At 72.0% G+C, this 13,270-nt stretch carries 11 protein-coding genes; 7 read left to right on the top strand and 4 right to left on the bottom strand.

Annotated elements, in window-relative coordinates:
• Nucleotides 1-12: 12 nt before the first annotated feature.
• Genes N4G70_RS24660 through N4G70_RS24650 form a run of 3 tightly spaced genes read right to left on the bottom strand, consistent with a single transcriptional unit; the run spans nucleotide 13 to nucleotide 4,045 of the window.
• Nucleotides 13-1,101 (bottom strand): amidohydrolase, encoded by a 1,089-nt coding sequence (locus N4G70_RS24660; protein WP_261714902.1) that lies wholly within the window; start codon nucleotides 1,099-1,101, stop codon nucleotides 13-15.
• Complete coding sequence (locus N4G70_RS24655) at nucleotides 1,102-2,451, bottom strand: glutamine synthetase family protein (RefSeq protein ID WP_399036699.1); 1,350 nt, start codon at nucleotides 2,449-2,451, stop codon at nucleotides 1,102-1,104. It lies immediately after the preceding gene.
• 22 nt (nucleotides 2,452-2,473) lie between these two features.
• Nucleotides 2,474-4,045 carry an ATP-dependent DNA ligase gene (locus tag N4G70_RS24650; RefSeq protein WP_261714901.1) on the bottom strand — a complete coding sequence of 524 codons (1,572 nt, stop codon included), beginning with the start codon at nucleotides 4,043-4,045 and terminating at the stop codon, nucleotides 2,474-2,476.
• 71 nt (nucleotides 4,046-4,116) lie between these two features.
• Between N4G70_RS24650 and N4G70_RS24645 the strand changes: the two genes are divergently transcribed.
• The 3 genes from N4G70_RS24645 (at nucleotide 4,117) to N4G70_RS24635 (ending at nucleotide 6,469) form a co-directional block, all read left to right on the top strand.
• Nucleotides 4,117-4,557, top strand: coding sequence for a ribonuclease domain-containing protein (locus N4G70_RS24645; protein ID WP_261714900.1), 441 nt, complete (start codon nucleotides 4,117-4,119; stop codon nucleotides 4,555-4,557).
• Complete coding sequence (locus N4G70_RS24640) at nucleotides 4,554-4,898, top strand: barstar family protein (RefSeq protein WP_261714899.1); 345 nt, start codon at nucleotides 4,554-4,556, stop codon at nucleotides 4,896-4,898. The genes N4G70_RS24645 and N4G70_RS24640 overlap by 4 nt, the downstream gene beginning before the upstream one ends.
• 89 nt (nucleotides 4,899-4,987) lie before the next feature.
• On the top strand, nucleotides 4,988-6,469 hold the full coding sequence (locus N4G70_RS24635; RefSeq protein ID WP_261714898.1) for a GuaB1 family IMP dehydrogenase-related protein: 1,482 nt from the start codon (nucleotides 4,988-4,990) through the stop codon (nucleotides 6,467-6,469).
• On the opposite strand, the gene N4G70_RS24630 is transcribed toward N4G70_RS24635, so the two are convergent.
• Nucleotides 6,466-7,545 (bottom strand): GDSL-type esterase/lipase family protein, encoded by a 1,080-nt coding sequence (locus tag N4G70_RS24630; RefSeq protein ID WP_261714897.1) that lies wholly within the window; start codon nucleotides 7,543-7,545, stop codon nucleotides 6,466-6,468. The genes N4G70_RS24635 and N4G70_RS24630 overlap by 4 nt on opposite strands.
• Nucleotides 7,546-7,905: 360 nt before the next feature.
• Between N4G70_RS24630 and N4G70_RS24625 the strand changes: the two genes are divergently transcribed.
• From N4G70_RS24625 to N4G70_RS24610, 4 genes are all read left to right on the top strand, one after another.
• A complete protein-coding gene (locus N4G70_RS24625; protein ID WP_261714896.1) occupies nucleotides 7,906-9,375 on the top strand; it encodes an amino acid permease in 1,470 nt (489 codons plus the stop codon).
• 10 nt (nucleotides 9,376-9,385) lie between these two features.
• The gene (locus N4G70_RS24620) at nucleotides 9,386-9,841 is read left to right on the top strand and encodes an Lrp/AsnC family transcriptional regulator (protein WP_261714895.1); all 456 of its coding nucleotides are present in this window, start codon (nucleotides 9,386-9,388) and stop codon (nucleotides 9,839-9,841) included.
• 757 nt (nucleotides 9,842-10,598) lie between these two features.
• Nucleotides 10,599-11,396 (top strand): carbon-nitrogen hydrolase family protein, encoded by a 798-nt coding sequence (locus tag N4G70_RS24615; protein ID WP_261714894.1) that lies wholly within the window; start codon nucleotides 10,599-10,601, stop codon nucleotides 11,394-11,396.
• A gap of 160 nt (nucleotides 11,397-11,556) precedes the next feature.
• Complete coding sequence (locus N4G70_RS24610) at nucleotides 11,557-13,248, top strand: NAD(P)/FAD-dependent oxidoreductase (protein WP_261714893.1); 1,692 nt, start codon at nucleotides 11,557-11,559, stop codon at nucleotides 13,246-13,248.
• The last annotated feature ends 22 nt before the right edge of the window (nucleotides 13,249-13,270 follow it).

Genomic DNA, 13,270 nt, shown 5'->3' with positions numbered 1-13,270 from the left:
AGCCCCGTCCGGTCACCCGCCGTAGACCCGCTCGGCATTGCCCGCCGACACCAGCGCCGCCACCCGTTCCGCGTCCGCCGCCGACCACGCGCCGGACCCGGTCCAGCCGTTCAGCAACCGCTCCAGGGCCTCCTGGTAGAGCCGGGCACCCACCACGTACAGCTCGGCGAGTCCGTACGCGTCCGTCGAGAACAGCAGTTTGCCGAAGGGCGCCAGCTCCAGGAACTCGGCGAGCACCGCCTCGGCCCGCGCCCCCGTGTGCCCGAGCGAGAGCCCCACGTCGGCGTACACATGCGGGTACACGTGCGCCAGATATCCCGCGCCCCGGTGGTAGGGGTAGCCGTGCAGCAGGACCAGACGGCAGCCCGTCGGGCGGATCGCCCGGATGAAGTCGGTGAGCAGCAGCGGGTCGCAGCGGTGCAGGGTGAGGTCCGGGTCGCCGAATCCGGTGTGGAGCTGGAGCGGCAGCCCCGTCCCGGCCGCCGACCACAGCAGGTGGCGCAGCAGGACGGGCGAGGTGATCCGGCCCGCCCCGGCGGCCAGCCAGTCCGCGGTGGCGGCGCGCAGCTCGGCCGGGCCCGGCGGCTCCGGCGCGAAGTCCAGGCCGTGCCGGTAGCCGACGACCGACTTGAAGCCCGCGGCGCCGTCCGCCGCGGCGGCGATCGCGTCGCTCAGCACCGCCAGGAACTTGTCCGGATCCCGCACCCCCTCGGCCGCGCGTTCCGCGAGGTGTTCCAGGCGTACGATCTCGCGCGCCCGGGCCCCGCCGAGGGCCGCCAGCTCGGCCGGGCCCGTCAGATCCCCGGGCAGTCCGGTGTCCACCAGATAGGTGCCGATGCCGGTGGCCCTCAGGAGCAGCCGGTTGGCCTCCTCGGCGCCGAGCTCACGACGCCGGGCCAGATAGCGCTCGGGCGGGCAGTGCGGCTCAAGGCCCAGCAGCGGCGGGCACCAGCGGCGCACCGCGAAGCCGAGCTGGGTGTCGAAGAAGCTGGTGCCGGGCGCGGCCGGTGCGTCGGACTCGGTCAAGAACGCCTCGAAGGCGGCGTCGTCGGGGTCCGAGCGCAGCACGCCGTGACAGTGGTGGTCGACGAGCGGCAGCACTCAGTACCTCCCGCGCGTGGCCTCGGCGATCTCCTGCGGGGTCCGGCCGTCGAACAGCTTCGTCTCGGCCTGGCGCACCGCGGCGATCGCCTCGAAGAGCCGGTCGCCGAGCGCCTCGCGCAGGACCGCCGACTCGGTGAAGTGCCCGAGCGCCTCGGGCAGTGAGGCGGGCAGCCGCCGGGCGCCGACCGTGTTCACCGGGTCGCCCGCCACGGGGGGCGGCAGCCGCAGCCCCGCGTCGAGTCCGGCCAGTCCGGCGGCGATCACCGCGCCGGTCACCAGGTACGGGTTGGCTGCCGGGTCGAACGACTTGACCTCGGCGTTGGCCGCGCTCTCGGCGCCGGGCGGCCCGGGCACGAAGCGCAGCGCCGCCTCCCGGTTCTCGGGCCCCCAGCACTGGAAGGCGCCGGCCCAGCGCGACGGCGCCAGACGCAGATAGCTCGCCGGGGTGGGGGCGCCGATGGCGAGCAGCGCGGGCAGCGCCTCCAGGATGCCGGCGAGGAAGGACTCGCAGGTCGTACTCATCCCCGAGGGGCCCTCGCCGCCCCGGCACAGATTGCGGCCGTCCTGCCAGAGGCTGAGGTGCAGATGGCCGCCGTTGCCGACGCCCTCGGGATCGACGACCGGCCCGAACCAGGGGGTCAGGCCGTGCTGGAGCGACACCGCCCGGATCGTCTCGCGCACGAGCACCGCGAGATCGGCCGCGCCCACCGGATCGGCCGGGGCCACCGACACCTCGAACTGGCCCGGCGTGTACTCCGGGTGGATCTGGAGCACCTCCACGCCCTGCGCCTCCAGCGCGGCGAGCACATCACCCACGTACGCCGAGCGCTCGACGATCCGCGCCATTCCGTACGCAGGGCCGCCCAGCGGCGGGTCGACGACCCACTCCGTCTCGAAGCCCATCCGCAGCTCGATGCCGCGCTCGGCGGCCCGCCGCGTCATGCGGCGCGCGAACTGCCGCTGGCAGGCGTCGTAGGGCTGCCCCGACTGCTCGAAGCGCTCGGCCGGCGCCCAGGCCCACCCGGGCTGCGCGGCGAGCACGGTGAGGCGGTCGAGGTCGGGGATCAGCCGCAGATCGCCGTCGGGGCCGCCGATGTGGGGGCTGGTGGTGACCGAGTCGTCCACCAGATACACGTCGAAGACCGGCGACATGCCGACGCCGTGCGCCGCGACCTGCGCGAGCCGTGTGGTCGGCACGACCTTGACGCGGGTCAGGCCCGCGACGTCCACCCAGGTCAGCGCGATCGCCCGCACCCCCTCCGCGGTCAGCCGGGCGGCCGCCAACCCGGCCTCCTGCGCCCGCCGTTGTGCCCGCTCCGCCTGCCCCGCGCTGTGACCCTGCTCCACCGCTTCAATCCCTCCCGTCGCCTCAGGTGTCCCGGTCCTCCCCGTTCGACCCAGGCCGAGAACCGGGGGGAGCGGTCACCGAGGCGACCGTGTCCGCTTCCGAGGCCCTCTTGTCCTCGCGATAGCGCACTACCCGTGCGAAACGCAGTGTGACCCCTTCCGGGTAACGCGATGATCTTTGTACGCCGTCATAGGCCACCTCGACGACGAGTTCCGGCCGCACCCGCACCCCCCACGGCTCCTCGGCCACCGTCAACTCCCGCAGCCGCTCGGTCTGCCAGGACAGGAGCGCGTCGGTGAGCCCCTTGAAGGTCTTGCCGAGCATGGCGAACGTACCGTCCTCGCGGCGCGCCCCGAGGTGCAGATTGGAGAGCTTGCCGGTGCGCCGGCCATGACCCCACTCGGCGGCCAGAACCACCAGATCGAGGGTGTGGACGGGCTTGACCTTCAGCCACGAGGCCCCGCGCCGACCGGCCGCGTACGTCGAGTCGAGCGCCTTGAGCACCACCCCCTCGTGCCCCAGATCCAGCGTCTCGGCGGCGAACTCCTCGGCGCCGCGCCGCTGTTCGGGGTCGGCGGGGTCCTCCACCACATACCGCCGAACGCGGCGTGGCTCGGGCGCGATGCGGGCCAGCTCCGTGTGGCGCTCGCGCACCGACAGGTCGAGCAGGTCCCGTCCGTCCACCGACAAAAGGTCGAAGAAGACGGGGGAGAGTGGCAGGCGCTCCTGGGCTCCCGCCACATCGAGCCGGGAGCCGACGCGCCCGGCGATGTCCTGGAACGAGCGCGGCCTGCGGTCGGGTCCGAGCGCGATCACCTCGCCGTCGAGCACGGCGTGCTCGGCCGCCAACTCCCGTGCCGCGTCCACCACTTCGGGGAGGCGCTCGGTGATCTCGTCGAGGGTGCGGGTGAAGACGCGTACCGTGTCGCCGTCCTTGTGCACCTGGGCGCGGATGCCGTCGAGCTTCTCCTCGACGACGCACGGGCCCAGCCGGTCGAGCGCCTCGGCGACGTCCTTCGCGCTGTGCGCCAGCATGGGCAGGACGGGGCGGCCCACCTCCAGGCGGAACGCGGCGAGCGCGGCCGGACCCTCGGCGAGCAGCGCCCGGGCCACCGTGCCGAGCGAACCGCCCAGCATCACCGCGCGCCGCACCTCGGCGGGCGGGGCCCCGGCCGCCGCCGCGAGCCCCTCCACGGCCGCCGCGTCCAGCGCGCCCTGGCGGACCTCGCCGGTGATCAGCGCGACCAGGAAGCGCTGCTCCCCTTCGGTGGCCGCCGCCATCAGCTCCCCGACCAGCCTCCGGCGCTCGCCCTGCGCGCCCTTGCCCGCCACCGCCGAGATGGCCTCCAGGCGCTGGTCGACGTCCCGCACGGTCAAGGTGGGCGTGTCGGCGGGCGCCGGACGGTCCTTGAGGGTGTTCCAGCCGAGCCCCGTGCGCCGTTGCGGGAGCCGCCCCGCGAGATAGGTCACCACCAGCGGCGCCTCGTCCGGTTCGGTGGCCGAGAACAGCCGGGCCAGCAGCGCGGACTTCTCCGAGCGCGAGGCGGTGGCGGCGATGTCGGCCGAGGTCGTGGCCACGTCGGCGAGCAGCATGACTCCATCGTGACCCGGAATCGGCCGCCCACGCATTCGCTCGCGCCGCCACCGGATGGGAGCATCGGCACATGATCACCAGGTTTGCCCGGATCGCCCTCGCCTCGGTGCTGGCGTGTCTGGCCGTGCTGCTCGTCGGCTGCGGCGGCAAGGACAGCGCGAAACCCGCCGGTCCCAGCGCCTCCGCGTCCGTCCCCGCCTCCGCCTCCGCCTCCACCCCCGCCTGGGCCAAGGGCATGGCCACGGTCCCGGCGGACCGGCTGCCGCCCGAGGCACGCCGGACCCTGACCCTCATCGACAAGGGCGGCCCGTACCCGTACAGCAAGGACGGTGTGGTGTTCGGCAACGTCGAGAAGCTGCTGCCCCGGCAGAAGCGCGGCTACTACCACGAGTACACCGTCGAGACCCCGAACTCCCGGGACCGCGGCGCGCGACGCCTGATCACCGGGCAGGGCGGCGAATTCTACTACACCGACGACCACTACAAGACGTTCAAGGCGGTGCTGCGATGACGGCCCAACCCTTCGACTCCGTGCGGGCCGCGGGGTGGCTGGTCGATCTCGTCGACCTCGACGGAGTGGACGACAAGGCCGCCTTCATGGACCGGGTGGCCACCGCGCTGCGGCTGCCCGACTGGTTCGGCCGGAACTGGGACGCCCTCGCCGACTGTCTGGGTGACCCCGACTGGGGTCCGGCCCGCCCCGGCCGCCTCGTCGTGGTGACCCGCTGGCAGGAGTACGCGGTGCTGCGGCCCGAGGAGTGGGCGCTCGCCCTGGACGTGCTGGGCGGCGCGGCCGTGGCCGGGCCGCACGGGACGCTGGCCGTGCACCTCGCGCTCGGAGGATCGCACTAGGCCCGCTGCCCGGTCCCTGGACGATCGGCCCGGGCGGCGCGATCGTACGAACATGGGACAATGAACTACGTGCTTTTCCCCTGGCTGAAATGCCTGGGGCCACCTCGATCGACTGGGATGTTCAGCACGTGCGTTTCCTCAACGACATCAAGCCGCCGTACGACCTGACGTACGACGATGTGTTCATGGTGCCGAGCCGCTCAGCGGTGGGCTCCCGCCAGGGCGTGGACCTCGCCTCCCCCGACGGCACCGGGACCACCATCCCGCTCGTCGTGGCCAACATGACCGCGATCGCCGGCCGCCGCATGGCCGAGACCGTGGCCCGGCGCGGCGGCATCGTCGTGATCCCCCAGGACATCCCGATCGAGGTCGTCACCGACGTGATCTCGTGGGTCAAGAAGCGCCACCTGGTGCTCGACACCCCGATCGTCCTCGCTCCGAGCCAGACCGTCGCCGACGCGCTCGCCCTGCTGCCCAAGCGGGCCCACAACGCGGGCGTCGTCGTCGACGCCGACCAGAAGCCGATCGGTGTCGTCACCGACCAGGACCTCACCGGCGTCGACCGCTTCACCCGGCTCTCCGAGGTCATGTCCAAGGACCTGCTCCTCCTCGACGCCGACATCGACCCCCGCGAGGCCTTCAACCGCCTCGACAACGCCAACCGCCGCTACGCCCCGGCCGTGGACGCCGACGGCCGCCTCGCGGGCATTCTGACCCGCAAGGGCGCCCTGCGCGCGACGCTGTACACGCCGGCCACCGACGCCCAGGGCAAGCTGCGCATCGCGGCCGCCGTCGGCATCAACGGCGATGTGGCCGGCAAGGCCAAGCAGCTCTTGGACGCCGGCGCCGACACCCTGGTGGTGGACACCGCGCACGGCCACCAGGAGTCGATGATCGCCGCGATCAAGGCCGTCCGCGGCCTGGACCCGCACGTCCCGATCGTCGCGGGCAACATCGTCGCCGCCGAGGGCGTGCGCGACCTCATCGAGGCCGGCGCGGACATCATCAAGGTCGGTGTGGGCCCCGGCGCCATGTGCACCACCCGGATGATGACCGGCGTGGGCCGCCCGCAGTTCTCCGCCGTCCTGGAGTGCGCCGCCGAGGCCAAGAAGTTCGGCAAGCACGTCTGGGCCGACGGCGGGGTGCGCCACCCGCGCGACGTCGCCATGGCGCTCGCCGCCGGCGCCTCCAACGTGATGATCGGCTCCTGGTTCGCGGGCACCTACGAGTCCCCGGGCGACCTCCACACCTCCGCCGAGGGCCACCTCTACAAGGAGTCCTTCGGCATGGCCTCGGCCCGCGCGGTCAAGAACCGTACGAGCGAGGAGTCCGCGTACGACCGGGCCCGCAAGGCCCTGTTCGAGGAGGGCATCTCCACCTCGCGCATGTTCCTGGACCCGACCCGCCCGGGTGTCGAGGACCTGATCGACTCGATCATCGCGGGCGTGCGCTCCTCCTGCACCTACGCCGGTGCCTCCTCGCTCGCCGAGTTCGAGGAGAAGGCCGTCGTCGGCATCCAGTCCGCCGCCGGTTACGCCGAGGGCAAGCCGCTGCACGCGAGCTGGAGCTAGTCGCCCGGCTGTACCGCCCGGAGCCCCCGTGAGTCCTCTCGCGGGGGCTCCGGCACGTGCGGGGCCAGCGCCCGCGCCACCGCGCCGGCGACCCGGGCATGGCCCTCGTCGGTGGGATGGAGCCCGTCCATGAGGTGATCCGCCGTCAACAGGCCCTGCCCGGGCAGGAGTTGGAGGGCGTGGTCGCCCGCGTCGATCAACTCCCGGGCCGCGCTCTCCATGGCCGCCCGCAATTCGGCGAGCGTCGCGCCCAGCGCGTTCGGCGTCCCCTCGGCCTCCGGGCGCAGCAGCGGGGAGACCAGGAGCAGCGGGGTCTCCCGGTGGCCGCGGCGCACCAGACGGACGAACGCGAGCGTGGTCTCGCGCATCAGCGGTGCCGAGAACGGAACGGCCGACCAGCAGTTGGTGCCGAAGGCCAGGGTGAGGACGTCGGCGGGCAGCCGGGCGAGCTGTTCGGCGGTGGCGAGCTCGCCGCGGCCCCCGCCCGCGTAGCCGAGGTTCACCGTGTCCAGGCCCAGCGTCCGTCCGACGACGGCCGGCCAGGCGTGCGCGGGCCGGGTCGACCACCAGCCCTCCGTGATGGAGTCCCCGTGCACGAGCCAGCGTGCCGTGCGCCGGGCCGGTGCGATCGTGCCGCCGACCGCCCGCACCGCGTCGATGTGCGGCGCCTGCGTCTCGGGCGGGTGGATGGTGAACGGGCCGTGGGAGCGCGGGAGTTGGATGCGTACGTGGCCATCCTGATGCGGGGTGGCCGTCGTCTCGCTGAGGCAGTGGTCGCCCTGCCAGAGCGCGAAGGTGTGGGCCAGGTCATGCAGGGCCTCGCCGGGCTCCGGCACCCGGGCGCGGTAACGGATCTCCACCGCCGAGGCGTCCCGCGCGGTGAACTCGATCCGCATCCCGATGGGCAGCGCGGCGCGCTCACCGGTGTCCCACGGCAGCCGCATCGCGTCCTGCGGATCCACGCGGACCGGTTGCCCCTCGGCGTCCAGCCAGGCCACCCCGCGCAGGAAGGGGGCCGGGTCCTGCCAGCCCGTGGCCGGGTCTCCGGCGATCTCGTGCGGTGTGTCCAGATCCATGGGGCGCGACCCTGCAACAGGCCTGATGCGGTGTCAAGCGGGCCCCGTGACCAGAGCCACTGCGCGGAGCCGTGAACAGGGCCCCGAGCAGGGCATACGCACGGATCGAACGATGCCGTGCAACAAACATCCACCCCTGGCCGTCGTGCGCAATGATCTACCGCCAGTGCGCAAGGTTGCTGCATTACGAGCGGGAAGCGGAAACCCATAGGGTTCTCGCCGTACGTGGAGTGGCGGGGACCGCCTGCTCGGCGGAACCGGCCACGGGAAGGCTCCATGCTGCCCGAAACATCCCTCTGTGGACGGCCGGACCGCCGCGGTCACCCGCCGTCCGATTGGCAGCGATAAGGAGCCACCTCAGTGTTGGATCATGGCGCAGCGCCACCCTCGACCGAATCCCCAGCCGCCGGGGGCCCGCGCCCCGGTCGCGGTCTCATGCGGCGCAAGCCGGTGGAAGCGCTGGTGGCGGAGGGTGGCCAGGGTGAGGGCGGCTCCCTCAAGCGCTCCCTGGGCATGTGGCAGCTCACCATGATCAGCATCGGTGCGACGCTCGGCACCGGTATTTTCGTGGTGCTCGGCGAGGCCGTCCCCAAGGCCGGACCCGCCGTCACGCTCTCGTTCGTCCTCGCCGGTCTCACGGCCCTCTTCTCCGCCCTCTCCTACGCCGAGCTCGCGGGCTCCATCCCCGTCGCGGGCTCGTCGTACTCGTACACTTACGCAACGCTCGGCGAACTCGTCGCGTGGATCTGCGGCTGGTGCCTGATCCTGGAGTACGGCGTCTCGGTGGCCGCCGTGGCCGTCGGCTGGGGCCAGTACCTCAACGAGTTCCTGGACGGCACGATCGGCGTCACCATCCCCGACGCGCTGTCCGCCCCGCCCGGCGACGGCGGGATATTCAACCTGCCGGCCCTCATCGTCGTGGTCCTCGCCATGGGTCTGCTGCTCGGTGGCGCGCGCGAGTCCGCCCGCATCAACACGATCATGGTCGGGGTGAAGATCGCCGCCCTGGTGCTGTTCTGCGTGATCGGATTCATGGGCTTCAAGTCGGGCAACTACTCGAACTTCATGCCGCTGGGCACGGCCGGTGTCAGCGGCGCGGCCTCGACGCTGTTCTTCTCCTACATCGGCTTCGACGCCGCCTCCACGGCCGGCGAGGAGGCCAAGAACCCGAAGAAGGACCTGCCGCGCGCGATCATGCTCTCGCTGATCATCGTCACCGCGCTGTACGTCCTGGTCGCCTTCGTGGCTGTCGGCGCACGCCCCTGGAAGCAGTTCGAGGGTTCCGAGGCCGCGCTCGCCGGAATCATGAAGGACGTCACCGGACACTCCTTCTGGGCCACGCTCCTCGCGGCCTGCGCCGTGATCGCCATCGCCAGCGTCGTCCTGACCGTGCTGTACGGCCAGACCCGCATCCTTTTCGCGATGTCCCGCGACGGCCTTGTCCCCAAGGTGTTCGCCAAGGTCAGCCCGCGCAGCGGAACCCCGGTCGCCAACACCGTCGCCGTCTCGCTGTTCTGCGGTGTGCTCGCCGCCGCCGTCCCGCTCGGCAACCTCGCCGACGCCACCAGCATCGGTACGCTCTTCGCCTTCGCGCTGGTCAACGTCGCTGTCGTCATCCTGCGCAAGACCCGCCCCGACATGCCGCGCACCTTCCGCGTGCCGCTCGGCTGGGTCGTCCCGATCCTCGGCTTCCTCAGCTGCGGTTACCTCATGTGGAACCTGTCCGGGGTCACCTGGGAGTACTTCGGATACTGGATGGCCGCCGGTCTCGTGATCTACTTCGGATACGGCTACCGCCGTTCCAGGCTGGCCACCGCCTCACAGAAGTGATCCACCCGCAGTGCGACTCAATGACCTCGATGAACGCATCGTCCACGCGCTCGCCGAAGACGCCCGGCGCTCCTACGCCGACATCGGCTCGCTGATCGGCCTGTCCGCGCCGGCCGTCAAGCGGCGCGTCGACCGGCTGCGGGCCGAGGGTGCCATCACCGGCTTCACCGTACGGGTGGACCCGGCGGCCCTGGGCTGGGAGACCGAGGGTTTCATCGAGATCTACTGCCGTCGCAACACCTCGCCCGACGCCATTCGGCGGGGGCTCGAGCGGTACCCCGAGGTCGCGTCCGCCTCCACCGTCACCGGTGAGGCGGACGCGATCGTCCAGGTCTTCGCGTCCGACATGCGGCACTTCGAGCGGGTGCTGGAGCGGATCGCGGGGGAGCCGTACGTGGAACGGACGAAGTCCGTGCTGGTCCTCTCGCCGCTGCTACGCCGCTACACCTCAGGCTCCCCAGCCTGACCCCCGGCCCCGTTTTCGCACCCACCCGCCCATGCAGCGGGGTTGGCTGGTTCCGGGCCCCCTGGGGCTCCGCCCCAGACCCCAGGCGCCTTGCCCACCCACCCGCCCGTGCGGCGGGGTTGGATGGTTCGGGCCTTCCTGGGGCTCCGCCCCAGACCCCGTTCGCGCCTGAACGGCGCTCGTCCTCAAACGCCGGACGGGCTGAAATGCCCGATGCGGGCCGGCACCGAGTGGTTAAGGGGCGCGGGGAACTGCGCGAGTACCCCCACCGGGCCGCACCCGCAAAGACGGCCCCTGGCCCGAAGGCCGATGCGCCGCAGCCGTCCACGCCGACCGGCACAGATCCCGCCAGGGGCGCGGGGAACTGCGCGACCAGCCACGCACGGCCCGCAGACCGAAGGGCTTTTAGGGGCGCGGGGAACTGCGCGAGAAGCGACCACCGGCCCGCACCCGACCGCAGCCAACCAGCACCGCCCCGCGCGCGGTCGGGCACGCCCCGCAGTCGCCCAGCACCGCCAGGGACGCGGACCCCGCGCGGCACGAACGCGCAGCACGCCCGCACGCCCCCCGCCGCACGGCCCAGCGCGCCACACGCCCCCCCGCCGCACGACCCAGCGCAACGAATCACCGCCACCCACCGATCTTGCGCAACGAATCGCGCGGCCACACGCAACGCTCCCGCCTTGTCCGGGTCGAGCGGCGGAACGTACCGTCTAGTGACCCCACCCCGCACTTCCGCCCCTGCCGAGGACTGCCCATGCCCGCGTTGCGCACCGCCCTGCTCCAGAGCTCCGGCAGTCTCTCGGACGTCGCCGCGAACCTGAAGACGCTGGACGAGGCCGCCGGGCGGGCGGCCGCGACCGGTGCCGGTCTGATCGTCTGCCCCGAGCTGTTCCTCACGGGATACGCCATCGGCGACGACGTGGCCAAGCTCGCCGAGGCCGCCGACGGCCCCTCCGCGCGGGCGATCGCCGACATCGCGGTGTGCCACGGCCTGGCGGTCGTCTACGGCTATCCCGAGCGCGACGGCGACGCCGTCTACAACGCGGTCCAGCTCATCGGCTCCGACGGCACCCGCCTGGCGAACTACCGCAAGACCCACCTCTTCGGCTGCTTCGAGCAGGAGGCGTTCACCCCCGGCGACCAGCCGGTCGTCCAGGCCGAGCTGAACGGCCTCCGCGTCGGCATGATGATCTGCTACGACGTGGAGTTCCCGGAGAACGTACGGGCCCACGCGCTGGCCGGCACCGACCTCCTCCTTGTGCCCACCGCCCAGATGCACCCCTTCCAGTTCGTCGCCGAGTCCCTCGTCCCGGTCCGCGCCTTCGAGAACCAGCTCTATGTCGCGTACGTCAACCGCACCGGCCCCGAGGGCGAGTTCGAGTTCGTCGGTCTGAGCTGCCTGGCCGGACCCGACGGGGCCGCCCGGGCCCGCGCCGGACGCGGCACCGAGCTGGTCGTGGGCGATGTCGACCCCGAGTTCCTGGCCGCCTCGCGCGCGAACAACCCGTATCTGCGCGACCGCCGCCCGGGCCTCTACGCCTCCCTCGTCTGAACCCCGAGTCCTGAGTCCTGAGTCCTGAGTTCTGGGCCCCGAGCCTCGAGCCCTGAGCCCCTCCCCAGCCCTCGGTCCCGATCCCCGAGCTCCGCCCCCGAGCCCCGGGTCCGAGGTCCTGCCCCCTCACCTTCCGTACTGTGCAAGGAGTCCGTACCCCATGACGTCCACGGTGCCCACCGCCGTCCAGCACATCGACGAGCAGCCGCCCGTCACGATGTTCGGGCCGGACTTCCCCTACGCGTACGACGACTTCCTGGCGCACCCGGCCGGGCTCGGCCAGATACCCGCGACCGAGCACGGCGCGGAGGTCGCGGTCATCGGCGGCGGCCTCTCCGGCATCGTCGCCGCGTACGAGCTGATGAAGATGGGCCTCAAGCCCGTCGTCTACGAGGCCGACCAGATCGGTGGCCGGCTGCGTACCGTCGGCTTCCCGGGCTGCGACCCCGAGCTCACCGCCGAGATGGGCGCCATGCGGTTCCCGCCGTGCTCCACCGCGCTCCAGCACTACATCGACCTGGTGGGCCTGGAGACCAAGCCGTTCCCCAACCCGCTCGCCGCCGACACCCCCTCGACGGTCGTGGACCTCAAGGGCGAGTCCCACTACGCGACCTCGGTCGACGAGCTGCCGACCGTGTACCGCGAGGTCATGGACGCGTGGAACGCCTGTCTCGAAGAGGGCGCCGACTTCTCCGACATGAACCAGGCCATCCGCGAGCGCGACATCCCGCGCATCCGCGAGATCTGGGCCAAGCTCGTCGAGAAGTTCGACAACCAGACCTTCTACGGCTTCCTCTGCGACTCGGAGGCCTTCAAGTCCTTCCGGCACCGCGAGATCTTCGGCCAGGTGGGCTTCGGCACCGGTGGCTGGGACACCGACTTCCCGAACTCCATCCTGGAGATCCTGCGGGTCGTCTACACCGAGGCCGACGACCTCCACCGCGGCATCGTCGGCGGCTCCCAGCAGCTGCCGCTGCGGCTGTGGGAGCGCGAGCCCGAGAAGCTCGTGCACTGGGCGCCCGGCACCTCGCTCTCCTCGCTCCACGACGGCGCGCCCAGGCCGGCCGTGACCCGGCTGCACCGCACGGCGGGCAACCGCATCACCGTGACGGACGCGGACGGCGACATCCGCACCTTCCGTGCGGCGATCTTCACCGCCCAGTCCTGGATGCTGCTGTCCAAGATCGCCTGTGACGACTCGCTGTTCCCGATCGACCACTGGACGGCGATCGAGCGCACCCACTACATGGAGTCCTCCAAGCTGTTCGTGCCGGTGGACCGGCCGTTCTGGCTGGACAAGGACGAGGAGACCGGCCGGGACGTCATGTCGATGACGCTCACCGACCGCATGACGCGCGGCACGTATCTGCTCGACAACGGCCCGGACAAGCCCGCCGTCATCTGCCTCTCCTACACGTGGTGCGACGACAGCCTCAAGTGGCTCCCGCTGTCGGCGAGCGAGCGCATGGAGGTCATGCTCAAGTCGCTCGGCGAGATCTATCCCAAGGTCGACATCCGCAAGCACATCATCGGCAACCCGGTGACGGTGTCGTGGGAGAACGAGCCCTACTTCATGGGCGCGTTCAAGGCGAACCTGCCCGGGCACTACCGCTACCAGCGCCGTCTGTTCACGCACTTCATGCAGGACTCGCTGCCCGAGGACAAGCGGGGGATCTTCCTCGCGGGCGACGACATCTCCTGGACGGCCGGATGGGCCGAGGGCGCCGTGCAGACCGCGCTCAACGCGGTGTGGGGCGTCATGCACCACTTCGGCGGCTCCACCGACGCGTCCAACCCGGGGCCGGGCGACCTCTACGACTCGATCGCCCCGGTCGAGCTTCCGGAGGACTAGCCTCGCGCGGCCGGGCGCCCGG

The sequence above is a fragment of the Streptomyces sp. ASQP_92 genome (assembly GCF_025399895.1).
Lineage (GTDB): Bacteria > Actinomycetota > Actinomycetes > Streptomycetales > Streptomycetaceae > Streptomyces.
The sequence above is the reverse complement of the archived record's forward strand: the minus strand, read 5'-3'. Positions and strand labels throughout refer to the sequence as shown.